The organism is Pedobacter ginsengisoli (genome assembly GCF_002736205.1).
Lineage (GTDB): Bacteria > Bacteroidota > Bacteroidia > Sphingobacteriales > Sphingobacteriaceae > Pedobacter > Pedobacter ginsengisoli_A.
In genome coordinates this window covers 2,621,198-2,647,446 of record NZ_CP024091.1, presented here as the reverse complement: position 1 = coordinate 2,647,446, position 26,249 = coordinate 2,621,198, and the positions used below count along the sequence as shown (strand labels likewise).

Below are 26,249 nucleotides of genomic sequence, written 5' to 3'. Positions count from 1 at the left end.
ATGCTGAATAACATGATTAACCAAATAAAAAACCAGTCAAACTAAACCAATTACTATGTATCAAAGAAATTTTACTTATTTAAGAGTGAAATACCTTTGTTGTTTCTTACTGTTAACCATTGTAACCTTATCAACAATGGCGCAGTCAACAGTAACAATAACGGGTAAAGTAACAGATGCAGGGGGAGGGACGCTACCGGGTGTGAGTGTTATGTTAAAGGGAAGCAATAATGGTGTGGTAACTTCAGCAGATGGAGTATTCACAATTAATGCTAGTGAGGGAAAAGGGATTCTTGTTTTCTCTTTTGTAGGTTACAAAAAACAAGAGATTAATATTAATGGAAGGAAAACAGTTAATGTCACACTCGTTGAAGACAATAACGTTTTGGAAGATGTTGTTGTTGTGGCATATGGACAACAGAAAAAGGAAAGTATGGTTAGTTCTATTACTGCCATTAATCCAAAAGAACTAAAAGGTCCAACAAGTAATTTAACTACAATGCTTGCCGGAAGATTGTCTGGTGTAGTTGCTTATCAGAGAAGTGGAGAGCCAGGGGCAGATAATGCTCAGTTTTTCATCCGTGGAATTACCACCTTTGGCTCAGGTAAGGTTGATCCCTTAATCTTGATTGATGGCATGGAGTCTACATCCACTGACCTTGCAAGATTACAGCCTGATGATATTGCTGGATTCTCGGTTTTAAAGGATGCTGCTGCTTCTTCACTTTATGGCGCAAGAGGAGCAAATGGGGTAGTCCTTGTTACTACTAAATCAGGTGTTGATGCTACGATCAAATTTAATGTCAGATTTGAAAACTCATTATCAACCAATACCCAAAATTTCAAGCTTGCTGACAATATCACCTATATGAATATGGCAAACGAAGCAGTATTAACAAGAAACCCTCTTGGTGTACTCCCATATTCTCAAACGAAAATTGATAGGACAGCAGCCGGAATGAACCCAATGTTATATCCAAATAACAACTGGATAGATATGTTGATAAAAGACTATACGATGAATCAGCGGTTTAATATGAATATGACGGGTGGCGGAAAGGTCGCTCAATATTATATCGCAGGAACATTTAATCAAGACAACGGTGTGTTGAAGTCAGAGAGCGGGAACAATTTTGATAATAATGTAAATCTAAAAAGCTACCAGGTACGTTCAAATGTGAATGTAAAATTGACCCCTACTACGGAAGGAATAGTTAGGACTTCAGGAAGTTTTGATGATTATAATGGGCCGGTTGGTGGTTATGATCAAAATGGTAACAGGATTAATGGCGGATCAGTAGTGTTTGCAAGCGCTCTGGCTTCTAACCCGGTATCTTTTCCTGCAATTTTTCCTTCATCAGCCTTATCAAAAGTAAGCCACCCTTTATTTGGTAATGCTACTCTATCAGGAGAGGGGCCGGGATATGTAAATCCATACGCAAGAATGGTTTCTGGATTTCAGCAATACAATACTTCGACACTTAATGTTCAGCTGGAGATTAAGCAGGATCTTAAGTTTGTAACATCAGGACTAAGTGCAAGGCTAATGGCTTATACTCAGAGGTATTCATATTTTGATGTAAGCAGGGCGTATAATCCTTTCTACTATTCAGCAAGCCCAACAAGTGCTGATGGCAAGAAATACAACATAAGTCTGCTTAATGAAAAAGACGCTACAGAATACCTGAACTATCGCGAAGGAAATAAGGTGCTTAATACAACTACCTATATGGAAGCTGCGGTAAACTATAATAAAACGATTGGGCAAAAGCATGTAATTACCGGACTTTTGGTAACTATTTTAAGAAATTATCTTAATGCCAATGCCGGCGACCTACAGCAATCGCTTCCTTTTAGAAATCAAGGTCTTTCGGGTAGGTTTACTTACGGGTATGATAATAGATACATTCTTGAAGCAAATTTTGGTTATAATGGTTCTGAACGTTTTGCGCAGAATCACCGATATGGTTTTTTCCCTTCTATCGGACTTGCCTGGAATGCTTCTAATGAGAAATTCATGGCCTCTATTAGCAAGGTTGTTTCTAAACTAAAATTCAGGGCAACCTATGGTTTGGTAGGTAACGATCAGATCGGAGATAATGGCTCAAGATTTTTCTACTTATCCAATGTGAATCTGAGTGATCAAAATAGGGGAGCCTGGTTTGGTACCAATTATGGTTTTAACAGAAATGGAATATCCATATCAAGGTATGCAAATAATGATATTACCTGGGAAAAGGCAAAAACAACTAATTTGGGCATGGATTTAGGATTGTTTAATAACATGAACCTGATCGTAGATGTCTATAAGCAGCATCGCACCAATATCCTAATGACAAGAGCTTATATCCCTAATACAATGGGTTTAAGCGCCGGTATCCAGGCAAATGTTGGAGAGGTTAAAGGGCAGGGTATTGATGTATCATTAGATTATAATAAGAATTTTGGCGACCTGTGGCTGCAGGGCAGAGGTACATTTACTTATGCTACCAGTAAGGTTATTGTAAATGAAGAGCCTAAATATCCAGGTAACCTTTCCTATTTGTCTAAAGTAGGAAATCCACTTAGTCAGACTTATGGACTAATAGCTGAAAGACTTTTTGTTGATGATGAAGAAGTAAAAAACTCTCCCTACCAGAATTTTGGAGAGGTTAAGGGAGGAGATATTAAATACCGTGATGTAAATGGAGACGGGCAGATCACATCACTAGATATTGTTCCCTTAGGCTTGCCCACTACTCCTGAAATTATTTATGGTTTCGGTTTATCTATGGGTTATAAAAATTTTGATATCAGTGGATTTTTTCAAGGGTCCGGACGATCATCATTCTGGATTGATCCTGCCAGGATTACTCCATTTGCTTTTAACGGAGGCGCACAAAACGGATTGCTGGATGTAATTGCCAATAACTATTGGTCAGAAGATAATAGAAATATCCAGGCATTCTGGCCACGTTTAGATCAGAATATAAGTTCAAATAATACACAAATATCCAACTGGTGGATGAGGAACGGTTCTTTTCTAAGGTTAAAAACCGTTGAAATCGGTTATAACATACAAGAAAAAGCTTTGAAAAGGTTACATATCGGTGGTATTAGGTTGTATGCAAACGGTAGCAATCTGTTTGTTAAAAGCAGCTTTAAACTATGGGATCCGGAGCAAGGAAGTAACGGGTTAGGATATCCTGTACAGAAGGTATTCAACTTTGGGCTCAACGTACAGTTCTAATTTAAAAGGAATTAATATGAAAATATTTAAGATATATCTTATTTTATCAGTTGCAGCTTTAACGGTTGTAATGCCCTCATGTAAGAAAAGTTTTCTTGATGTAGTGCCTGATAATGTGGCAACCATTGATAATGCATTTGCCAATAGAAACGAGACAGAGAAATTTCTCTTTACCATTTACAATAATTTGCCTCAGGAAGGTCATCCTGAGACTAATCCAGGTATGAATACCGGTGATGAGTTCTGGATCTACTGGCCCATAAGTGGCGAGGATTATTGGTCGCTTGATCCATACAGCATTGCGAGAGGGCTTCAAAATAAGGTTTCACCAAAAATGAATTATTGGGATTCCTTTGATAGCAAATCTATGTGGCAGGGAATTAGAAACTGTAACATTCTACTAGAGAATATAGATAAACCTGTGGATCTTGAGCCTTATGTGAAAACCAGATGGATAGCTGAGGCTAAGTTCCTGAAAGCATATTTCCATTGGTACTTATTCAGGATGTATGGACCTATACCAATAATTGACAAGAATTTACCAATTACTGCTTCAATAGATGAAGTAAAAGTGACACGCCAGCCGGTTGATTCTGTTGTTAACTATATTTCTAAATTACTGGACGAGGCTGCAGGTGATGGTAATACTGGATTACCTGATAAAATTACAAGTTTGGCGACAGAGTTAGGAAGAGTAACCAGACCTGCAGCACTTGCCATTAAAGCCCGATTATTGGTTACTGCAGCCAGCCCTTTATTTAATGGAAACAGCGATTTTAGTAATTTCAAGAATACTGATGGTTCAGCTTTGTTTAACCCTACCTTCGATCAGAATAAGTGGGTTAAGGCAACCGCTGCATGTAAAGCGGCAATAGACGCGGCGAATACGGCTGGTATTAGTTTGTATCGATTTGTTCCGGGAGCAATTTCTGTGGATGAGGATACAAAAATTGAAATGAATATAAGAAATGCTGTATGTGAGAAATGGAATAGTGAGTTGATTTGGGGTAATACAGCTTACGGTGCACCAACAACGCCATTGCAATTGTATGCATGCCCTCAATTACAGTCAAATTTTGTGAATCTGAGTTTGAAAGGCCAACTGGCTCCAACAATGAAGATGGCTGAATTATTCTATACAAAAAATGGAGTACCAATAAATGAGGATAAAACCTGGGACTATACCAATAGGTTTAATTTAAGATCGACTACGGCAAACGATAAGTCACTTCAGGAAAATTACCAGACGGTAGGTTTACATTTCGACAGAGAACCACGTTTTTATGCCGATATGGCCTTTGATGGTTCAAAATGGTTTATGCAGGATGGTATGCATCTTATTCAAAGCAAATCGGAACAGCCTACTGGTAAAAAACAAAGTCGACTTTACTCTGTAACAGGCTACTACACAAAAAAACTAGTTAACTGGAATTTGGTAGAAACACAAACTGCAGTAAATGTTGAGTCTTATCCATGGCCAGTAATGAGGCTGGGTGATCTTTATATGCTTTATGCAGAAGCAGCAAATGAAACAGATGATCCTGCTACAGCATTAACTTATATGAATCTTATTAGAGATAGAGCAGGTTTGAAATCTGTAGAAAGTTCATGGACTAACTTTTCGAAAACTCCTACAAAATATACTACAAAGAATGGGCTCAGAGATATCATACAACAAGAAAGATTAATTGAAATGGCATTTGAAGGTAGTCGTTTCTGGGATTTAAAAAGATGGAAAAAAGCATCTCAGGTACTTAATCAACCAATATACGGATGGGATATCATCAGGGCAAGCTACGAAGATTATAATAGAAGAGTGCTGTTATTTAATCAATCTTTTGTTAGTCCAAGAGATTACTTCTGGCCTATTAGTGAAAATAATTTCCTCGCAAATCCCAAGTTGGTGCAAAATCTAGGATGGTAAATAATTGAAACGATCAATTTAAAATAGAGTTAAAGCTGATGAAAAGATTAATATATATATTGTTTGCAGGTGTAATTTTCTTTATCGCACCCGGATGCAAACAAACCGAGCTAACCACACTTGTTAGTGATGGTGTAGCTCCAGGGCCTATTACTAATGCGGTAGTCGAAAATTTAAGTGGTGCAGCCAAAATAACTTATAAGCTGCCACCTGATCAGGACTTGCTGTATGTGAAAGCCTTGTACACATCCAAACAAGGGGCTGTAAGAGAAACTAAGGTAAGTTACTACAACAATAACCTTACTGTTGAGGGTTTTGGTGATACCAGCGCATATGAGGTAAAACTATATGCCGTTGATAGGGGAGAGAACGTGTCACAACCATTATCTGTTACTGTAAAACCTAAAAAGGCTCCTTTTTTGATAGTTCGCGATAGTGTTAAAGTTGTTTCGGATTTTGGAGGTATAAGCGTTTCCTTTAAGAATAGTACAGAGAACAATATTGCAATTGTAGTTCTGGCAAACGATTCACTCGGAAACTTTACTCCAATAAATACAAATTACACAAATTTAAAGCAGAGTAGCTTTAGTGTTAGGGACTTAAAGTCGGTAGATACAAAGTTTGGTATCTATATCCGTGACAGATGGGGTAATATGTCAGATACTTTAATAACCACACTTAAGCCCTTATTTGAAGTGAAGCTAGACCGAACTAAAATGAAGGGTGTAAGTTTACCTACCGATGCTCCTTTAGGTTATAGCGGGGCCATTTCGTACTTGTTTGATGGTGATTTGGGAAATGGCGGGTATTATCACACCGGGGATGCTGCAAAAATGCCGCAGTGGTTTACTTACGATATGGGTGTGTCTGTTAAATTGAGCAGAATGACCTGGTTTATGAGACAGGGATTTTATTTTAACCTCCATAATCCAAGAAAAGTAGAAATATGGGGGTCAAATAACCCTAGTCCGGATGGAAGTTTCAATAATTGGGAACTAATAGCTACGCATGAACAGATAAAACCATCTGGATTACCTAACGGGCAGCTTTCTAATGCTGACAATGAGGCTGCAGCTGCCGGAGAAACAATTACATTTCCATTGAATGTACCGAAAGTGAGATATATCAGGTTTAAAACTTTAAGAAATTGGTCTGATGGAACGTATGTGAATTTTAATGAGATATATATGTGGGGAGCACCTGAATAATAGATGCAATAGAACTATAAATAATGATTAAAGAAATTATGAAAACTATAAAATATTTTACCGGTATTTTTCTTGCAACCACATGCTTGTTTGTTATTTCATGTACAAAAGAAGATGATTATAAAAAATATACAGCTGGTGGAGAAATTACTTACCCTGCCAGAATTGATTCTGTGATTGTTCAATCAGGAGACCAGCGGGTGCGATTAAGATTAGCCCTAAGCAGCGATCCTTCTATAGCCAAAATACGTGTATTTTGGAATAATCGCGCCGATTCTGCAGAAGCAAATGTGGTAAGAAAACAGGCAACAGATACTGTTGATATGATTATTGAAAACCTGAATGAAGGAGTGTATAATTTTGATGTGTATACTTATAACAGTAAAAATAATATATCAGTAGTTAGGCATGGCTCAGGAAATGTGTATGGCGAAAATTATGCAAGCACTTTAGCTAACCGTAATATTCAATCATTAACCCAGGCCGCTAACGGAAACGTGCTGATCAATTGGTTTTCGCCTTTAACGGGCGAAAAGGAAATAGAATTGAAATATAAAAACAGTAAGGGAGTAGAAGTAATACAAAAGGTATCAGGGGATGCAATGAGCACAGAAATTGCTGATTACATGGATAAGAGTTTACTCTCCTGGAGATCGGTTTTTCTGCCGGATAGCAATGCGTTTGATACATTTACTCAGGACTATTCAACTGTAGAGCTTCCTGAATATGAAAGGCAATTGCCAAAATCGGGATTCTCAGAAAAAATTCTTCCAACAGATGTTCTCGAAGGAGGGTTCGGTTGGTTAATGCCTTCATTATGGAATGATACCTATACAGGTAATGGCTTCGCAACTCAGCCAGGTAAACCACTACCCGTATCATTTACTTTTGATACCGGAGTTTCTAACAGAATAAACAGGTTTAAATACTGGATGCCTCAGGATAGGATTTTTAACCTTGAGGCCGTTAAGTCATTTGAAATCTGGGGAAGTAATAACCCTCCTGCGGATGGAAGCTGGGCAAGTTGGACATTGCTAAGGACTTGCGAAAGCATTAAGCCTTCAGGATCTCCGGTTGGGACAAATACCGACGAAGACGTTGCAGCAGCAGCAGCCGGGCAAGAGTTTATTATGCCCGCCGGGACTCCAAAAACTCGTTTTATACGTATTAAAGTACTTTCAAATTGGGGTAATGGTTCTTTTCAGGCTCTGGGTGAATTTACTTTTTACACTAAGGAACATTAATTTCTAACTAAATTGAACACTTTAATTACTACACACAAATAATCAACTCAATGAATGTAAAAAAAATAGCACTAGTATGCTTTGCCGGTTTAATTAGCACTCAGTTCACCTATAGCCAGCAGTTGCCAAATAAACAAAATACTAGCAAAGCACAGTCTGTTAAGATAATAGCAGACTCAGTAAAAACAATGGCCGAAAAATTAATTGAAAGCGGCTTTACTGCAGGCGATGGTTACGGAGAAGTGTGGATTCGCGATTTTAATACATTCATTGATTTATCGTGTAAGGTTAATGATAAGGCAATTATAAAAAAGCACCTGATAACATTTTTTCAGTTTCAGCAACCTGATGGAGGTATTTTAGACGGATATGTTCCTGTAAAAAATGGAAATGTGCCCTATAACTATTATCATTCCAAGCTTGCTCCAAATTATGCCGGTCATAAAAACACTGTAGAAACAGATCAGGAAACCTCGTTAATTCAGGCAGTTGCCAAATATATTAAGGGGACAGGTGATAAGACCATACTTACTGAAACCATTGATGGCGTAACTGTGCAAAAGCGTTTGGAGCAAGCGATGGATTTTTTGCTTAAACAACGTTTTGAGAAGAAATATGGATTGTTGTGGGGCGCAACAACTGCCGACTGGGGAGATGTTCAGCCTGAACATGACTGGGGTGTAGTATTAGACTCAAATTCACACAGAACAATTGATATTTATGATAATGCAATGTTTGTAATTGCCATTAATGACTTTGTAAATATGGCCAGCTTATCAACAAAGGATCAGCAATATTGGAAGGGAGTTAAAAGCAGTTTTGAAAAAAATATCAGAAAATATCTTTGGGACGATAAGCAGCAGAAATTTATCCCACATATTTATTTAAATGGCTCTCCATTTCCTGCGTCATTTAATGAATCAGAGATTTATTATCATGGCGGAACGGCTATTGCAATTGAAGCAGGTCTGTTAAGCAAGAAAGAAGTAAAAGCAGCCTACCAAAAGATGCAGGATAATGTTAAAAAAGCAAACGCATCTACAATTGGGCTAACTCTTTATCCGGTATATCCACAAGGCTATTTCAAAAATGCTGGTATGGGGCCATATTCTTACCAAAATGGCGGAGACTGGACATGGTTTGGCGGAAGAATGGTTTCACAACTTATTCGATATGACCTGTTAGATGAGGCAAATGAAGCAATAAAGCCAATGTTGCAAAGGGTGTTAAAGAATAAAGGATTTTATGAATGGTATACGCCTGACAACCAGCCAAAAGGATCATCTAGTTTTAGAGGAGAGGCAGGAGTTTTATGGTCGGCCATTACAGAGTTGCAACATAAAGTTAATAGGTAGATATGGAAGTAATTAAACTGAGAATAATTAGGACTGCTTTAACAGTTGTACTTTGTTTTATAATTACAACGGTTGCCAATGCACAAATGAAAGTGATTTGGGAAATAGGGAAGGCCGATAATAAAAGTGACGGAATGGCACTTGCACCATCCGGATATAAACATTTTTTGAATCATGATTTTGGATGGGAAGACCGTTTCTATCTGGTAGGAGTTTCCAGTACGGAAAAGGATTGGCCATATGTTTTGCCCGGAGCCCAGGATGGTTGGGGAGGTACCGGTGGAACATCTGGTTTAAGAACTAACAATGCAAACATACTTTTTGGTTTAGCAAATGTTCCAAAACAAGGCGATTGGAAATTTGTAGTAGATCTGGTTGGTTATCAAGGCAATTTACCACCACTATTTAAGGTTACTGTAAATGGAAAATCTTTTATCAGGCAATTGCCTAAAGCTGAAGCAAGTGATGTAGTATATGGAGAGTTGAAAGGAGCTAAAGAGTATAAGATTGAAATTCCACTTAAATCTGAGGCGATACGTAAAGGCGGAAATGAGATTCTGCTAACCTCACTTGATGGTTCGTGGATGGTGTTTGATCAAGTTAAATTAGAAGGGCCAAAAAGCGTAAAGCTAACTTCTGTTGATCGTGTTTTTTTAAGAAATGTAAAGGCTGCAAATTATGAGATAGAGGAGGGTGATAAAAGATTTCAACCTTTATTGGTAGATGCACAACACCTGTCAGGACAACCTGTACTTACTGTTAAGCTGGATGGAAAACAAATTTTTAAAGAGCATTTGGATACTGCCCGATATCAGTTTGAAGTGCCTATGCCTGCAGTAAAGTCAGAAAAAATAAGCAATTATGAGATTTTTAGTGATAATGTACTAATGGAACGCGGGACTGTTAAACGAGCTAAGCAGAAGTTATTTACATCGGTAGATTATGTAGATACCAAAATGGGGACTGCACATTCGCGCTGGATGATAGCACCAGGTCCCTGGATGCCTTTTAGCATGGTTAAATTAAGTCCTGATAATCAGAATGCAGGATGGTCTGGCGGTTATGATCCAACGTTTGAAAGTGTTGGCGTTTTTAGTCACATTCATGAATGGACTATGGCTGGACTGGGGATGTTGCCTGTTAACGGGCCTTTAAAAATTAAGGTTGGCGACCAACGAAAAAAAGAAGATGGCTACCGTTCTCAGATCGATAAATCAACTGAAGAAGCACCTCTTGGTTATTACAAGGTAATGTTAACTGATTATAATATTAAAGCAGAACTAACAGCAACTACCAGATGCGGATTTCAGCGTTATACTTATCCAAAAGCAGCAAATTCGAGAGTAATGATTGACTTGCAGATTCCGGCTGAATATGCATATCAATTAAAGGATGTTACTTTGCGCAAGGTTAGTAATTACCGTTTAGAAGGTGTAACAAGGCAGTTTACTCCAAACGCGTGGTCGGGTGATGTAAATCAGGATTATAAAATTCATTTTGTTATTGAATTTGATCAGCCAATTAAGAAGTTTGGAAGCTGGATTAACGACGATATCAGCGATAAAGATATTGTAAATGCGGGTTCAGTTAAAGATGCAGGTGCTTATGTCGAGTTTGATACCAGAGTTAATCAGGTGGTACAGGTACGTACGGGAATCTCTCTGGTAAGTTTAGAGAATGCATCTAAGAATTTAGAGGACGAAGTTGCAAAACCATATGGATGGAGTTTTGATAAAGTACGAAACGGGCAGCGTGATGTATGGAATAAGTTAATGAACAGGCTAACTATTAATACAAATGATAGACGTGAAAAAGTAAGGTTTTATAGTAACATGTACCGTGCTCTTGCAAGTCGAAATACCTGGAGTGATACTGATGGGCGCTGGGTTGATGCAACACAAAAAATTCAGCAGTTAAAGGATCCTAAAGCATTGGCGTTAGGTTGTGATGCATTTTGGAATACCTTTTGGAACCTAAATCAGTTCTGGAATCTTGTTACGCCAGAGTGGTCGTCTAAATGGGTTAAATCTCAGTTGGCGATGTACGATGCAAATGGCTGGCTGGCAAAAGGACCAGCCGGAATGAATTATGTCCCGGTAATGGTGGCTGAGCACGAGATTCCACTCATTGTGGGTGCCTATCAAATGGGTATTCGTGATTTCGACTCAGAAAAGGCCTTTAATGCGGTGTATAAAATGCAAACTACACCTGCTCAAAAAGTAGGGCTTGGGTTCGCTGGTAACAGAGATCTGGTAACTTACTTAAAACATAAATATGTTCCTTATGATGAAGGAAGGTTCTCAAATACGCTGGAATATTCATATGATGACTGGACAGTTTCTCAATTTGCAAAAGCGCTAGGTAAAAAGGATGCAGCAAATGAGTTTGCACTCCGCTCCAATTATTGGAAAAATGTGATAGATAAAGAAACAGGGTATGCACGTCTTCGTAAATCAGATGGTAGCTGGTTCCCTGATTTCGATCCCTTCAAATCCGGTGCTAATGAACATTATGTAGAAGGAAATGCCTGGCAACTAACTTATTTTGTTCCTCAGGATGTACCAGCTCTGGCAAAAGAAATTGGCGAAGATAAATTTATAGAGCGTTTGTCGTGGGGCTTTGGCGAAAGTAATAAACTGCGCTATAATGCCCCCGGCGATCAGTATTGGGATTATCCCGTTATTCAAGGTAATCAGCAATCTATGCATTTTGCCTTTTTATTTAACTGGGTAAAGAAACCATGGCTTACACAGCAATGGAGCCGGTCAATAATAGATCGTTATTACGGTTATGAACTTGCAAATGCCTACCTCGGCGATGAAGATCAGGGGCAAATGAGTGCATGGTTTATTATGGTTTCGCTAGGTCTTTTTCAAACTGATGGAGGATGCAGTACAGATCCGGTATATGAAATAGGTAGTCCGCTTTTTTCTAGTGTAACCATAGATTTAGGCAAACAGTATGGCCGTGGTAAAAGCTTTATTATCGAAGCTCCAAATGTTTCAAGAGCCAATAAATATGTTCAAAGCGCAACACTTAATGGTAAAACTTTGCAGTCTTTTAAATTTCCTGCAAGTGAATTATTAAAGGGAGGTAAGCTTGTGTTAAATATGGGGCCTCAACCAAATAAAAGCTGGGGACTTTAGTTATTATATGAAGTATCAAATTTTTAAAACATTAGTTATACTACTTACTTTTTCTGTATCGGTACATGCACAACAGAAAGAGCCTGTTGATTATGTGGATCCATTTATTGGAACTTCTAATTCCAGATGGATGCTTTTTCCAGGTGTTACCAGGCCAAATGGAATGGTTAAATTAAGTCCCGATAACCAGCGCGGAGTATGGCAAGGAGGTTATGAATATTCAATAGGAAGCATACATGGTTTTAGCCATTTACATGGATGGACAATGGCCGGATTGCTAACCATGCCTGCCAATGGCGACTTAACGCTAAGTGCAGGCTTACCAGATGATCCTTTTAAAGGTGCGGGCGCAGGCTATCATTCCCGCTTCCGGCACGAAGATGAAAAGGCATCGCCAGGCTATTACTCAGTATTTCTTTTAGATCCTAAGGTAAAGGCCGAACTTACATCTACTGAGAGGGTTGGCTACCAGCGATATACTTTTCAAAAGGATAGCACGAATAGGGTGATGGTAAGTTTAAGCATCCCTGCTGAATATGGATATGACCTTACAGATGCTGTAATCACTAAAGTAAGCAGCTCAGAAATACAAGGTTACGCGAAGTCGGCCTCCGCAAATTTTAATAACTATACACTTCATTTTGTTATGCAGTTTAGCAAACCTTTTCAAAAATTCCATGGCTGGGTTAATGGCAAAGAAATTGGTAATTACAATGAGGTAAAGGGAAGTAAGGATGTTGGTGCTTACCTAACCTTTCCAACATTAAAGGAGGAACAGGTAATCATCAGAACAGGGATTTCTTTTGTGAGCACTGATCAGGCAAGGAATAATTTGGAAACAGAATCTTCAGGATTTGACTGGGACTTTGATAAACTGGTTAAAGAAAACAGGACAATCTGGAACAATATTTTAAAAACAATAGAGGTTAGCGGAGGAACAGAAACAGATCAAGTAAAATTCTATACTAATTTTTACCGGTGTTTTACCGGTAAAATGATCATGAGCGATAATAATGGCAAGTATATGGATGCCTGCGAAAATGAGCAGCAGCTATCAGGAAAAAGAAAAGCAATGATTGGTGGAGATGCATATTGGAATACATTCTGGAACCTGAATTTGTTGTGGACATTAACTGCTCCTGATGTAGTTAGCGAAGTGGTAGATACCCAGCTTGAGATGTATGAAAAAACCGGATGGCTATCAAAAGGTCCTGCAGGTATAGAGTACTCCGGAATTATGGAGGGGTCACACGAAATGGCATTAATAACAAGTGCTTACTTAAAGGGCATTGTAAAAAAGGATGCTGATATTGCCTTTAAGGCCATGAAAAAGAATGTAGAAGTTGAGCCCGAAGGATTATGTGGTGGGTATCCTGGCAATCCAAAAATAAGCGACTATGCAAAATTTGGTTATGTTCCTTTAGAAAAAGGTGCTGCCTCTAAAACCCTAGATTATGCTTACGATGATTGGTGTGTAGCTCAAATGGCAAAGTTTCTGAAAAAGGAAAAGGATTACAAGTTTTTTATGAAGCGGTCAGAGAACTGGAGAAACGTGTTTGATCCAATTACTAAATATGTAAAACCTAGAAAACAAGATGGTACTTTCGATCCTGATTTTGATCTTTTTTCAGTAAAGCATTTTGTAGAAGGAAATTCCTGGCAATACTCTTTATATGTGCCCCATAATATCCCAGGTTTAGTAAAACTGGTTAATAAAGATGATTTCCTTAAAAGGATAACAACCGGATTTGAAAAATCTGAACCTGCAAAATTTGCTGCCCATGCACTGGACCGTACTGAAGGTCAGTCTGCCGAATATTACATTAACCACGGGAACGAGGTTAACATGCAAGCTGCCTACTTGTTTAATTATGCCGGTAAACCCAGCCTTACACAATATTATACCAGGAAATTGCTAAACACATTTTACGATGATTCTCCGTATGTTGGCTGGAATGGCGACGAGGATGAGGGACAGATGGGAGCCTGGTTTGTTACAAGCTCTATTGGTCTTTTTGAAATGAATGGTGGCACATCGCCAGATTTAAGAATAGACCTTACCAGCCCCATATTTAATGAAATAAGGATCAAGCTAAACTCCAGCTATTATCAGGGAAAAGAGTTTGTAATTAAAGCGCATAGCAATTCAGTACAGAATATTTATATCCAGTCTGCAAAACTTAATGGAGTCCTGTTAAAAGAGAACTACATTAGTTTTAAAGATATAGTTAAAGGAGGATTACTTGAATTAAATATGGCTTCTAAGCCAAATTAAGAGCTCCTTCTGCTTTCTACAGTATAAACAAAGCTGTCGGCCTTATAGTAACCCAGATTGTATTCAATCGGGCGATCTGCCTGATCAAAAACATACCGTTTGCGGAATAGTATAGGGCTGCCAGGTTCTGTTTCCAGTTTAGAGGCAATGAATTTATCAGCAGCCTTTGCGCTGATCTCTTCCTTAGATAATTCAGAAATGATATTGTAATCTGCTTCCAGTATATCATAAAGGGGCCTTTTAAAATCTTCCTCGCCAGTTAATCCTGTGCGGGGATGAAAGTAAGAAACAAAGTATACAAATGGACCTTCTGGTCGTCCTCTTAAACGTTCTAGCTTTAAAATCTTCTGATCAGTTTTGATATTAAAAAAGTTTGCAACTGTTTCTTCCGGATAAATCCAGCTTACATGCAGTTCAAAGTTTCTGATAGGAATACCTCTAGCTTTCATCTCTTGAGAAAAGCTTAGCCAGTTTACAGATTTAGAGCTAATCATGGCGTCTGCTACTTTGGTGCCAACACCTTTTTTACGAATTAATAATCCTTCATAAACCAGTTTATTTAATGCCTGACGAAGCGTAGTGCGCGAAATAGCCAGCTGATTGGCAAGGTCAATTTCATTTGGCAATAGTTTGCCATTTTGAAATTGAGGATCGGCTATCATTTTACGTAACAACTCTTCTGCCTGTATGTGCAGAGGAACCGGGCTTTTATGGTTGAGTGTTAATTTCATAGTAATATGCGGCTTTTAAAGTTGGCCTTTATGTATGTATTTCTCAATTGCAATATTATGAAAATATATTTGTATTGGATTATTAAATCATTATGTTTGTACATGTTTGATTCTTGCATAAAAGATTATTTATAGTGAATTGCCTTTTTTGGTGTATTAAGGTTGTTTTTAATAATATTTTATGTTCGTACATTCTTTTGATTCTTAATAAATAAATTGTTATTGAAAATATGATTGAAGCTTCTGAGGCTAGAGGAAATGATAAAATACAAACTAGCAAAACTATGAGCGAAGAAAAATGGAGAAATAGTATGCAGCCTTTGTTGCAGCAACATATATATGAAAACTCCACAGAAAAGAATGATTACAACCCAATACCTTATCACAAATTAGGGAAAGGTAAAATACACAATGGCTTTGGCACATTGGTGGCATGGATTATCGAACAGAAAAATGTACTTATAGACGGATATGGCGGTATATTTTTTAACGACATTCAGCAGGAAGTTCAAAAGAAGCTTGAAGAAAATGGTTTTTCTGTAAAATGGCACCATACAACAGACTACTTTAAAAGTGAGGATGAGGTAACAGAAATGGTTAAGCCATTTTTGGGTGGTGAAGAAGATGTGTGGGGTTTTAGAACTGAACTTGGTTTAAAAGATTTCTTTAATCTGGATGAGTTTTTAGCTCTAAAAAAAGACGATCAGGCAGATATTAATATCGTAATTGGTATTGGTGCCGGCTTACTCAATTGGGATGCTCCGGTTGTGTATTTTGATATTCCCAAAAATGAAATACAATACCGCATGCGGGCCGGATCAATTAGTAATCTTGGAAGCACTGCTCCCAACAAGGCATTTAAAATGTACAAGCGGTTCTATTTTGTTGATTGGGTAGTACTAAATCAGCATAGAACAGAAATACTTGAAAAAGTTGCTATAGTTGCCGATGGGCAAAGAGTGGGCAGGCCTAACTGGTTGTTTAAAGCCGACCTTACAGAAGGATTGAATAAACTTAGCCATTCTGTTTTGCGTGCCAGGCCGTGGTTTGAAAGCGGATCGTGGGGCGGACAGTGGATTAAAGACCATCTTAATGGCCTGAACACTAAAGAAGTTAATTATGCATGGTCATTTGAGTTAATTACACCAGAGAACGGTGTTGTGTTAGAGAGTGATGGGAATTTACTCGAAATCTCATTTGATCTTTTAATGACTATTGAATATAAAGCCATATTAGGAAAACATGCTGATCAGTTTGGCAGCTATTTCCCAATCAGGTTCGATTTTTTGGATACCTTTAAAGGAGGTAACCTGTCCATCCAGTGTCATCCATCTAAATCTTACATCAGAGAGAAATTTGGTGAAACCATTACTCAGGATGAAACCTACTATATTTTAGATTGCGAACCAGGAGCAAAAGTTTACCTGGGTTTTCAGGAAGATATAGAGCCTCAGGAGTTCAGAAAAGCCTTAGAAACTAGTCAGCTTAAAAAACAAGAGATTTTAGTTGAAAAATATGTGCGCAGTTTTCCTTCGCGTAAGCACGAATTATTTTTAATCCCTAATGGTACTGTGCACAGTTCCGGGGTAAACAATATGGTGCTCGAAATTAGTGCAACTCCATATATTTTTACCTTTAAAATGTACGATTGGTTAGCTCTGGACCTTAATGGGCAACCAAGGCCAATTAACATAGAGCACGCTTTCAATAATTTAAAATTCGAAAGAAAAGGAGAGCAGGTACCAAAAGAATTAATTGCTAAACAGGTATTGTTTGATCGGGGGGCTGATTGGGAAATATTGCATTTGCCAACGCATCAGGAACATTTTTACGATGTTCACCGTATAGAGTTCGATACAGAACTTGTTATTGAAACAGAAGACAGATGCCACGTATTGATGCTTGTAGAGGGGACTTCTATTTCGGTAGAAATTGAAGAAAATGAAACCAATACATTCCATTATGCCGAAACATTTATTATTCCTGCAGCTACCAAAAAATATAGACTAATAAACCATGGGCAAGGCAGGGCCAAAGTAATTAAAGCCTTTCTTAAACATGATATAGAAATATAAACCTAATCTTAAACTCAGCACCTAACCAACTATAAACCGAGCATTATGAACAACAGTTATAAAACCTATCTGGGCTTAATAACCCTGGTCGCATCTTTAGGAGGGCTACTTTTTGGCTTTGATATGGCGGTAATATCAGGAGTATTACCATTTGTAGAGAAGCAATTTAATTTAACCCCTTTACAAGAAGGATGGTTTGTATCGTCGGCATTGGTGGGTTGTATTGTTGGAGTTTCATTTTCCGGAGATTTAAGTGATAGGCTGGGGCGTAAAAAATTACTATTCCTTTCAGCCGTTTTGTTTCTTTTTTCGGCAATGGGCTGTTCTTTAGTAAGCTCTCTTAATTGGTTAATCGCCTCCAGGTTAGTAGGTGGTATTGGCGTTGGTATAGCATCTATTGTAGTACCATTATATCTTTCAGAAATATCGCCGGCAGCTATCAGAGGCAGATTGGTAACCTTTTATCAGCTGGCTATAACTGCAGGGATTTTAATGGCTTACATAACCAACTCATTGTTATTGAATTATTCGGAACACCACACTGCAATGTCAGGAATAATTGATCTTGTTTACATCAAAGAAATTTGGCGTGGTATGTTTAGTATAGGTGGTTTGCTTGCCTTACTGTTCTTAATAGGACTGTTTTTTGTGCCCGAAAGCCCACGCTGGCTAATAAGAAAAGGACGTAGTATGGAAGGGTTGGCCATTTTAAAAAAGATCAATAATGGAAAAGTAGAAGCTATAGAAGCAGCCTTAACGGGTGAGAAACATGACGAAAGTGGCTCTTATAAAGAATTACTATCACCTAAATTAAGAAAGGCCATGCTGCTCGGTATTTTACTGCCCTTGTTTTCACAATTTAGCGGTATCAATGCCATCATTTATTACGGTCCTTCCATCTTAAATGATGCCGGAATTGCATTAAGCAACTCATTTCTGGGGCAAATCATATTTGGTGTAGCCAACATGATATTTACCTTAATTGCCATTTGGAAAGTTGATGATTGGGGCCGACGACCGCTTTATCTGATCGGTACCGTTGGAGCAACCATAAGCTTATTAGTTACAGGTTTTATGTTTTACCTGGGTCTTACAACAAGTATATTCTTAATTATTAGCGTTACACTTTTTCTGGCCTGTTTTGCATTTTCAATAGGGCCATTAAAATTTGTAGTCGCGTCAGAGATATTTCCAACAAACATCAGAGGTAAGGCTTTGGGCGTTAGTATAATGGTGATGTGGGTGGCCGATACCATAATGGGGCAGCTTACACCAATACTATTAAAACAGGCCGGTACGCCGGCAACCTTCTGGGTATTTGCCTTTTTCTGTTTAATAGCCTTTTTTGTTGTATACAAGCTACTGCCAGAAACTAAGGGAAAATCATTAGAAGAAATTGAATCATTTTGGGATGAGAAAAGATCTTAACATCGTACTGGCAGCTTTTGTAGCTGTTGGCGTATTGTCTTCTTGCAAGGTTAAGAAAGAGAGCGTATTAAAATATGTGAATTCGGGTATTGGTACAGCTCATAGTCGCTGGTTCTTTTTTACCCCGGCAGCCTTACCTCATGGTATGGCAAAACTTGCGCCATCAACCAATGGCCATTACGGCAATAAATCAGGTTGGGAAGCAGTAGGTTACGATACCCGGCACTCCTCTATAGAAGGCTTTGTTCATTTCCATGAATGGCAAATTGGAGGAGTTTCATTTATGCCTGCCAATGGGCCTTTAAAAGTGAAGCCCGGCGATTTAGAAGGCAAGGAGGATGGTTATCGTTCTCATTTCGATCATAAAAATGAAATAGCTGAACCTGGTTATTATAAAGTGCTGCTAGATGATTATAACATAACTGCAGAACTTACAGCAACAGAACATGTTGGTTTTCATAGATATACATTTCCTGAAAATGATCAGTCGAGAGTTATTCTTGATATCGGAAATAAACAGGGCGAAAGCGATGAGGTAAGGGATGCTTCAGTGCGTATGATTGACGATACTCATTTTGAAGGCTTTGTAACCACATACCCCAAATACATTAAAACTTACGATCCGAAAGGTCAGATCACCATGTATTTCTGGGGCGAAACAAGTCAAAAGCCCACAAGCGTTGGTTCATTTAATACCCAGGGAGTTAATAAAAATAGTGCATCGGCAAAAGGCAAAGGAGCGGGTTTGTTTTTGGAGTACAACACAGCAAATAAGGCTGTTGTAGAAATGAAAGTTGGGTTGTCTTATACCTCAACAGAAAATGCTAAAAAGAACTTTGAAGCCGAAGCAACAGGCGTTTCATTTAGTCAGGCTAAGGTAAATGCACAAAAAGTGTGGGAGCGGGAATTGGGTAAAATTTATGTTGAAGGAGCCAATGAAGGTAATAAAGTAAAGTTCTATACGGGTTTGTTTCATGGGTTGTTGGGCAGAGGAACTGCAAGCGACGTAAGTGGAACATTTCCCCAATTTGGTGGAACAATAGGCCAGATGCCGCTGGATGAAAAAGGAAAACCCAAATATAATTTCTATAATACAGATGCCATATGGGGTGCTTTTTGGAACCTTACCCAACTGTGGGCACTTGCTTATCCCAACAGATACCAGGATTTTGTACAAACCCATTTAGAGGTTTACAAACACAGAGGCTGGTTTGGCGATGGCATTGCCAACGGTCAGTTTGCATCTGGTGTAGGAACAAATTTTATAGGATTAACCATTGCTGCTGCTTATAATTTAGGAATCAGAGATTACGATGTAGATTTAGCTTATAAGGCTGTAAGGGCAAATGATCTTGAATGGAAAAACAGAATTGAGGGCTCAGGTAAAATGGATACCAAGCAATTTGTTGAACGTGGATTTGTGCCCTTTGAACAAAAGGAAACTGATTCTTTAGCGTCTAATTTTTCGGCCTCGCATACGCTTGAATATAGTTTCAGTGCTTTTGCTGCGGCACAAATGGCCAAAGCTTTAGGTAAAAACCAAGACTATCAGGCATTGATTAACAAATCGAATGGATGGAAACTGCTTTTCAACCCTGAAAACAAATTAATACAGCCTAAAAAAGCTAACGGCTCATTTATAGATAAATTTGATCCTTACCAGCCATGGCGAGGTTTTCAGGAAGGTAACTCTTTTCAATATACTTTTTATATACCCCAAAATCCTGCTGGTTTAATAGCTAAAATGGGTAAAACCCAATTTAATGCCCGTTTAGATAGCATCTTTACCATTGCTCAAAAAAGCAGTTTTGGTGGTGGCAAAGAAATAGATGCCTTTGCAGGCGTAAAGTCAATTTATAACCATGGTAACCAGCCTAATTTACATGTTAGCTGGCTGTTTAATTTCTCTGGCAAGCCTTGGCTTACCCAAAAATGGACAAGAGCCATTTGCGACGAGTTTTATGGTAAAGAAACCATTCATGGTTATGGCTACGGGCAAGATGAAGATCAGGGGCAATTAGGTTCGTGGTATGTGATGTCGGCTTTAGGTTTGTTTGATGTAAAGGGCTTTACCGATCTCAGACCTATAATTGAATTGGGCAGTCCGCTTTTCGAAAAAGTAACAATTACCTTGGGAAGCAAAAAGAGTTTAATTATTGAAGCCAGGAATACATCAGCACAAAATGTTTATGTGCAATCGGCAGTATTTAATGGTAAGCCACTAAATAATTGTTGGCTGTACAGAGATGAGCTGATGAAAGGTGGCAAGATGGTATTGATAATGGGAGCAAAGCCAAATGAACAATGGGGGGTAGATATACCACCCCCATCAGATCAGTAATTTTAAAATGTAGTGGTATTGAGTATCGGATTTTTGCTTGCATTGACCTGGTAGGTAGTTAATTTACCTGCCTCGTTAACCTCAACAATTCTATATCCTTTGTATTGCGTGCCCCAATTACCACCAAAATGTGCATCAAAAAAATGAGGCAATTTGTTGGTGTAAAATACAGCATCCAGGCTATGGTCGTGCCCATGAAAAACGGCCTTTACATTATCGTAGCTATGCAACAGGCTTATTGTTTCGGGACAATCAACAAAGGGGCTTTCTGGTATCCAAAAATGTGGAGGTATATGTAAAACTATCAGTACTGTTTTTAAGTCTTTAAATTTTTCCAGCTCTCGTTTTAAAAAATCATTGTCGGGGCATATGTATTTTCCTTTTGTATCTGATGTATTGGCAAGGATAAAACCAACATCATTCTTTTTAAATGAGTAATTGTCTTCATAACCAAAAACAGATTTCCAAATGGAAGCATCGGCATGATCATGGTTGCCCGGTATAGCATAGAATGGAACTTTGAACTTATCAAAGTAATTCTTTTTTACTTCAGTAAGTAGCTCAGGCTGGTCATGAACCAAATCGCCATTAATGATTACAAAATCAAGTGGATTAGCATCATGTGCCTCATTAATCCATTGAACAAGGTTTTCGTGGTCTTTTTTATACTCCGTGTCAGGCTGTCCGTAATGACCGTCTGATGCAATGGCAAAGCGCAGTTTTGCCTTTGCACCCATAGGTAAACTGGTATGCATTTTTGGCGCTAAGGCCAAAACACTCTTTGAAAGGCCTGCTAGTAATATACTTGCAAGGCTGCCTTTAAGGAAAATTCTTCTGTCTGACATGGTGAAACTTTAGAGATATTATTAAAAATAGCAATAATATAATTCTTATTGTTAAGTAATTAATGTCTGAAGTTACCATTTGGTTAAATGGTTCTTCACAAGATTAGCATTTCTTCACACCTCCTTCACACCAAATACACAAACAGGTACCTTTTTGTGAAGGATGTGTGTAGAATGTGTGAATCATGTGAGGACTTGCTATAAGCAATTTATAGTTTTAATAGGATTTATATATCAACAAGGATATAAATATTAAATATTTGTTTAGTATTTGTATATTTATGACGTTTTGAAACAAGAGTTCTAAATAGTAAAACAAGAAATGGACAGAAAAGAATTTTTAAAAACAACAGGGCTGGCCGGTGGTACATTGCTTTTTGCCCGATACCCTGAATTAAATCCAGCAGATAAAAAAATCAGGATTGGAATGATCACTGATCTTCATCATGATATTATGCACGATGGAATTGATCGTTTGTCGGCATTTATCAAAGAAATGAATGCAGAAAAACCAGACTTTATTATACAAGGAGGCGATTTTTGTCTCCCTAAGCAAGCCAATGCTCCATTGTTAGACGTTTGGAACCAATTTAAAGGCGATAAATACCATGTTATTGGTAATCATGATAACGATGGTGGGTATACACGCGATCAGGTAGTTGAATTCTGGAAAGCCAATGCCAAGTATTATTCATTTGATAAAAATGGCTTTCATTTCGTAGTATTGGATGGAAATGAACACAATGAAAGCCCGGATCGTCCGAAAGGATATGCAAGATATATTTCTCAGGTACAATTAGAATGGTTGAAAAAAGATTTGGATGCAACTTCTTTTCCAACTGTTATCTTTTGCCATCAGGGAATAGACAATGATTCAGGTGGATTGGAAAATGGTACTTTGCTGCGTTATACTTTTGAGCAGGCCAACGAGAAAGCGGGCCGACAAAAAGTTATTCTGGTGATTAGTGGTCACCATCATCAGGACTATTACAATCATATTAATGATATCCATTACGTGCAGATCAATAGTGCATCTTACAGCTGGTTGGGCGATGATTATAAAGAGATTAGGTATTCTGCAGAGATTGATAAGGCTAAGCCTTACATCAAATATACAGCGCCATATAAAGATCCATTATGGGCAATGATTGAAATAGAACATAATGGCAAAATTAAAGTAAAAGGTAAAAAGTCTGTTTTTGTAGGTTCATCTCCGGAGAAACTGGGTGTAAAAATGGAGACTTACATTTATCCGATTGTGCCATTTATATCTGACAGGAAGTTAGGGTAACCTGACCTAAACTTTAGATCGTGAATTTTAAGGGAGAAAGGAAATAATGTCTACAACTTCAATAATATGTGGGTGTTGAGTTGATAGTCTGAGCATTATTGTTTCTCCTTTAATAAGCTTTTGCCCCTTGTTATCTACTTCTTTGTAAAGAGGTTTGTTGTTGAATTTGTATCTGACCACGGCGTAGTTTTTGTGACCATCAAAGAAATTAAAGTCATGCGTTCCTACTATATCTACTTTTGCAACCACCGTTTGGCCATGATTTGCCAGTTCATAAGAGTAATAAATTTTTTGAAGTTTAGATATTCCGAAAGCCGAAATACCAACGATAAGGATTATTACACCAGGGAATAAGATTCGGGTCCAATTCATGTTGCTGGTATCAAGCCATAAATTTTTTAGGGCAAGTAGACTGTATGTGCCTGCCATTAAAAGCGTAGGAGTGTGTATCTTAAAACTATTATACCATGGTTGAAAAACCGCAATATAAATACAAAGAAGAATTATGGCAGTAATTACGAAAGTCGAAATTGTTCTTGTTGTTGAAGGAACTGTGAGTTTTAGGTGTCCGATCATGTGAGGCGTTTATTTGGTTATTGCAATTTAATATTATTTTGTTAATTATTTTTTAACAAAGTCTTATTCATATTTGAGTGCTTCCACAGGGTTGGATGTAGTCATTTTATAAGTACGCAGCGCTACAGTGAATATAATAATGCCCATAGAACCTAATCCTGCAAATATAAAAGGCAACATTGGCAAATCTATTTTATAGGCAAATCCCTGCAACCATTTATTGAGTAAGATATATGCTAATGGCCAGGCAATTAAGTTGGCTACAATGATCATCTTTATAAAAGCCCGATTAAGTGTACTAATGAGTTCGATGGTGGTGGCGCCCAATACTTTTCTGATGGCCATTTCTTTGGTACGTTGAACAGCTACAAAGGAAATCAGTGCGAACAAGCCGAAGCAAGAAATAAATATAGCCACCGATGTAAAAAAACTCAATAAGACCGCTGTTTTTTCTTCAACAATATAGTAGTTGGCGATGTATTCGTCGTAATAGCTTGGTTCGTAAAATTGACCGGGAAAGGTTGAATTGAAATCTGCACCTATTTCTTTTACCGTTTCCTGCATGTTAAGAGGGTTAAGCTTAACAAATGCACTTTCATACTCTTCTTTGTTTGTATAAAATATGACCGGAGAGATATCACCGTGCAAGCTTAGGTTATTAAAGTCTTTTACTACTCCTATTATGCGTGCTAATGGTCTTCGGTTTAACTGAATATACTTTCCAAGAACATCCTCAGGGTTTTTAAAATGAAGTTTATGCAGCAGTGTTTCGTTTAATATATAGCCGCTAACTGTATCGCTTTTGGATAAGGGTTTTCCGGCAATCATCTTCAATCCAAACATTTTGAAATAATCTTCATCTGCAGGTTTATTGCAAAGCAGAAAATCTGTTTTCTGGGGAGAATTATTGAAATAGAAACTGGTGAAATTATTAGAACTGGTACTTGGCGGCGTATATGCATAGGTTACCATTTCTACCCCATTGCGTTGTAACAGCTTTTGTTTAAAAGTGTTGAACCTGGTTTTACTAATTGAGTCTGTTGGAATATTGATCTGTAAAACGGCATGATTATCAAACCCAAGGGATTTATTTTTGAAGTAATCGATTTGTTTCAGTACTACAAGGGTTCCAATAATAAAAATTAGAGTTACTGTAAACTGAAAGATCAGAAGGATACTTCTTAGGCTCCAGGCCCCTTTATTTCCCTGAGAAACTTTATTTTTCAGGGCATTTATTGGATTGTATCCTGATACAAAAACGGCAGGATACAGGCCAGCTAGGAAGCTTACAGCAAGCCAAAGTGCAAAAATAAAGATAAGTATAACGGGGAAGTCAATTATATTGAATGGGATTTGCTGACCCAGAAAATTTCCAACTACCGGTAGCGCAATCTCAGTAGCAATACACGCTATTGTTATGGCCACAAATGTAATTACAAAAGTTTCGGCGATAAAACGAACCAGAAGCTGTTTACGATTGCTGCCTAATACCTTGCGGATCCCAACTTCTTTTGAACGGCTAACTGCCTGCGCTGTTGCCATGTTGATGAAATTGATACAGGCAATCAATAAAATAAGTGATCCTAAGATCCTTAAGGAATTAATTTGTGATGAAGTATATCTTTTGGGCGAAAAATTGCCAAACTTGGCATCAAGATGTATTGAGGCGAATGATTGAAATAAATGCGTGTTGGCAAGCGGATCTTTTGGGTCGTAATATTTTTTAGTATATCCGTTAAGCTGTATTTGAAGTTGGTTAATATCCGTATTGGGTTTTACCATTACATAACAATTATGGCCCATATTTACCGAATTCCAACGAGTGCTTAAGGCATTTCCAAAGTTCTGATAAGAGATTACAAGATGAATTGGGAAATCAGTGTTTTTTGGAAGGTCTTTTATAATTCCGGTTACCTCATAAAAAGTTTCATCACCGCTAAACTTAAGTTTTTTGCCCATAGCGTTTTGCCAGCTTCCAAAATATTGCGTGGCTGTACTTTGCGTAAGTGCAACATGATTGGGGGCACCTAACGAAACAGGCTCGCCAACAATCCAGGGAAAATTAAAAATGTCGAAAAGGGCAGGGTCGGTATAAAATGCAGTTCCGTATTCTTTATGAAATTGTTTTGCAGATCCATCTTTTCCGGGAATCTCAACCAGATGATAACCCTGTACAAGATTTGCAACTTTCTCTAACTGAGGGAAGTCTGTGCGTAGTGCATTGGCCATGGGAACCGGGACTCCCATCATAGGTACTTTTCCATCTGTACCGTTACCCAGAGAGACTACTCTGAAAATCCTGTCGGCATTTGGGTGAAAATTATCTGCACTTAAATATTGACGTATAAAAAGAAATATAACGAGCGCACAGGTCATCCCTATGGACAGGCCAATTGTATTTATAATAGTATAAGCTCTGTGTTTCCAGAGATTTCTTAGGGCAATTTTAAGATTGATATAAAACATGTCCGACCATTTTTCTTTAAGCAGCGAAGCCTGTGCCAATTTATAAATTAATATTAATACTTTGTTTGTCAGTGTTTTGTGTGTTTGTATTTTTCTTTTCTGTTCGTAAACGAAC

15 protein-coding genes are annotated in these 26,249 nt (G+C 38.0%); 11 read left to right on the top strand and 4 right to left on the bottom strand.

Going from position 1 to position 26,249, the window contains the following annotated elements; translation table 11 throughout:
* Nucleotides 1–55: 55 nt before the first annotated feature.
* Genes CPT03_RS10875 through CPT03_RS10845 form a run of 7 tightly spaced genes read left to right on the top strand, consistent with a single transcriptional unit; the run spans nt 56 to nt 14,381 of the window.
* The gene (locus CPT03_RS10875) at nt 56–3,229 is read left to right on the top strand and encodes a SusC/RagA family TonB-linked outer membrane protein (RefSeq protein ID WP_172954166.1); all 3,174 of its coding nucleotides are present in this window, start codon (nt 56–58) and stop codon (nt 3,227–3,229) included.
* A 16-nt stretch (nt 3,230–3,245) separates the two neighbouring features.
* On the top strand, nt 3,246–5,153 hold the full coding sequence (locus CPT03_RS10870) for a RagB/SusD family nutrient uptake outer membrane protein (RefSeq protein WP_099438881.1): 1,908 nt from the start codon (nt 3,246–3,248) through the stop codon (nt 5,151–5,153).
* A 38-nt stretch (nt 5,154–5,191) separates the two neighbouring features.
* Nucleotides 5,192–6,361, top strand: coding sequence for a DUF5000 domain-containing lipoprotein (locus CPT03_RS10865; RefSeq protein WP_099438880.1), 1,170 nt, complete (start codon nt 5,192–5,194; stop codon nt 6,359–6,361).
* A gap of 38 nt (nt 6,362–6,399) precedes the next feature.
* Nucleotides 6,400–7,605, top strand: coding sequence for a DUF4998 domain-containing protein (locus CPT03_RS10860; RefSeq protein ID WP_172954165.1), 1,206 nt, complete (start codon nt 6,400–6,402; stop codon nt 7,603–7,605).
* Between the two features lie 50 nt (nt 7,606–7,655).
* Nucleotides 7,656–8,960, top strand: coding sequence for a hypothetical protein (locus CPT03_RS10855; RefSeq protein WP_099438878.1), 1,305 nt, complete (start codon nt 7,656–7,658; stop codon nt 8,958–8,960).
* A gap of 2 nt (nt 8,961–8,962) precedes the next feature.
* A complete protein-coding gene (locus tag CPT03_RS10850) occupies nt 8,963–12,106 on the top strand; it encodes a GH92 family glycosyl hydrolase (RefSeq protein WP_099438877.1) in 3,144 nt (1,047 codons plus the stop codon).
* A 7-nt stretch (nt 12,107–12,113) separates the two neighbouring features.
* A complete protein-coding gene (locus CPT03_RS10845; protein WP_099438876.1) occupies nt 12,114–14,381 on the top strand; it encodes a GH92 family glycosyl hydrolase in 2,268 nt (755 codons plus the stop codon).
* On the opposite strand, the gene CPT03_RS10840 is transcribed toward CPT03_RS10845, so the two are convergent.
* A complete protein-coding gene (locus CPT03_RS10840; RefSeq protein ID WP_099438875.1) occupies nt 14,378–15,112 on the bottom strand; it encodes a GntR family transcriptional regulator in 735 nt (244 codons plus the stop codon). The genes CPT03_RS10845 and CPT03_RS10840 overlap by 4 nt on opposite strands.
* Before the next feature lie 284 nt (nt 15,113–15,396).
* Here CPT03_RS10840 and CPT03_RS10835 point away from each other — a divergent pair, with 284 nt between their 5' ends.
* From CPT03_RS10835 to CPT03_RS10825, 3 genes are read left to right on the top strand one after another with little or no spacing between them, the layout of a single operon-like run.
* On the top strand, nt 15,397–17,187 hold the full coding sequence (locus tag CPT03_RS10835; protein WP_099441079.1) for a class I mannose-6-phosphate isomerase: 1,791 nt from the start codon (nt 15,397–15,399) through the stop codon (nt 17,185–17,187).
* A gap of 45 nt (nt 17,188–17,232) precedes the next feature.
* Nucleotides 17,233–18,615 (top strand): sugar porter family MFS transporter, encoded by a 1,383-nt coding sequence (locus CPT03_RS10830; RefSeq protein WP_099438874.1) that lies wholly within the window; start codon nt 17,233–17,235, stop codon nt 18,613–18,615.
* Nucleotides 18,599–20,956, top strand: a complete 2,358-nt coding sequence (locus tag CPT03_RS10825) for a GH92 family glycosyl hydrolase (protein WP_099438873.1) — start codon at nt 18,599–18,601, stop codon at nt 20,954–20,956. Before CPT03_RS10830 ends, CPT03_RS10825 begins: the two co-directional genes overlap by 17 nt.
* A 2-nt stretch (nt 20,957–20,958) precedes the next feature.
* On the opposite strand, the gene CPT03_RS10820 is transcribed toward CPT03_RS10825, so the two are convergent.
* The gene (locus CPT03_RS10820; RefSeq protein ID WP_099438872.1) at nt 20,959–21,801 is read right to left on the bottom strand and encodes a metallophosphoesterase family protein; all 843 of its coding nucleotides are present in this window, start codon (nt 21,799–21,801) and stop codon (nt 20,959–20,961) included.
* A gap of 322 nt (nt 21,802–22,123) precedes the next feature.
* Between CPT03_RS10820 and CPT03_RS10815 the strand changes: the two genes are divergently transcribed.
* The gene (locus CPT03_RS10815; protein ID WP_099438871.1) at nt 22,124–23,092 is read left to right on the top strand and encodes a metallophosphoesterase family protein; all 969 of its coding nucleotides are present in this window, start codon (nt 22,124–22,126) and stop codon (nt 23,090–23,092) included.
* Nucleotides 23,093–23,119: 27 nt separating this feature from the next.
* On the opposite strand, the gene CPT03_RS10810 is transcribed toward CPT03_RS10815, so the two are convergent.
* Entirely contained in the window at nt 23,120–23,668 is a 549-nt protein-coding gene (locus CPT03_RS10810) for a hypothetical protein (protein WP_099438870.1), read from the bottom strand.
* Nucleotides 23,669–23,731: 63 nt separating this feature from the next.
* Nucleotides 23,732–26,134, bottom strand: coding sequence for an ABC transporter permease (locus tag CPT03_RS10805; protein ID WP_157766411.1), 2,403 nt, complete (start codon nt 26,132–26,134; stop codon nt 23,732–23,734).
* Nucleotides 26,135–26,249: the final 115 nt, after the last annotated feature.

Coding starts and splice junctions, on each gene's coding strand:
- CPT03_RS10835 (WP_099441079.1), top strand. CDS start 15,397: ATGAGCGAAGAAAAATGGAGAAATAGTATGCAGCCTTTGTTGCAGCAA.
- CPT03_RS10870 (WP_099438881.1), top strand. CDS start 3,246: ATGAAAATATTTAAGATATATCTTATTTTATCAGTTGCAGCTTTAACG.
- CPT03_RS10875 (WP_172954166.1), top strand. CDS start 56: ATGTATCAAAGAAATTTTACTTATTTAAGAGTGAAATACCTTTGTTGT.
- CPT03_RS10840 (WP_099438875.1), bottom strand. CDS start 15,112: ATGAAATTAACACTCAACCATAAAAGCCCGGTTCCTCTGCACATACAG.
- CPT03_RS10860 (WP_172954165.1), top strand. CDS start 6,400: ATGAAAACTATAAAATATTTTACCGGTATTTTTCTTGCAACCACATGC.
- CPT03_RS10810 (WP_099438870.1), bottom strand. CDS start 23,668: ATGATCGGACACCTAAAACTCACAGTTCCTTCAACAACAAGAACAATT.
- CPT03_RS10830 (WP_099438874.1), top strand. CDS start 17,233: ATGAACAACAGTTATAAAACCTATCTGGGCTTAATAACCCTGGTCGCA.
- CPT03_RS10850 (WP_099438877.1), top strand. CDS start 8,963: ATGGAAGTAATTAAACTGAGAATAATTAGGACTGCTTTAACAGTTGTA.
- CPT03_RS10820 (WP_099438872.1), bottom strand. CDS start 21,801: ATGTCAGACAGAAGAATTTTCCTTAAAGGCAGCCTTGCAAGTATATTA.
- CPT03_RS10815 (WP_099438871.1), top strand. CDS start 22,124: ATGGACAGAAAAGAATTTTTAAAAACAACAGGGCTGGCCGGTGGTACA.
- CPT03_RS10855 (WP_099438878.1), top strand. CDS start 7,656: ATGAATGTAAAAAAAATAGCACTAGTATGCTTTGCCGGTTTAATTAGC.
- CPT03_RS10825 (WP_099438873.1), top strand. CDS start 18,599: ATGAGAAAAGATCTTAACATCGTACTGGCAGCTTTTGTAGCTGTTGGC.
- CPT03_RS10865 (WP_099438880.1), top strand. CDS start 5,192: ATGAAAAGATTAATATATATATTGTTTGCAGGTGTAATTTTCTTTATC.
- CPT03_RS10845 (WP_099438876.1), top strand. CDS start 12,114: ATGAAGTATCAAATTTTTAAAACATTAGTTATACTACTTACTTTTTCT.
- CPT03_RS10805 (WP_157766411.1), bottom strand. CDS start 26,134: ATGTTTTATATCAATCTTAAAATTGCCCTAAGAAATCTCTGGAAACAC.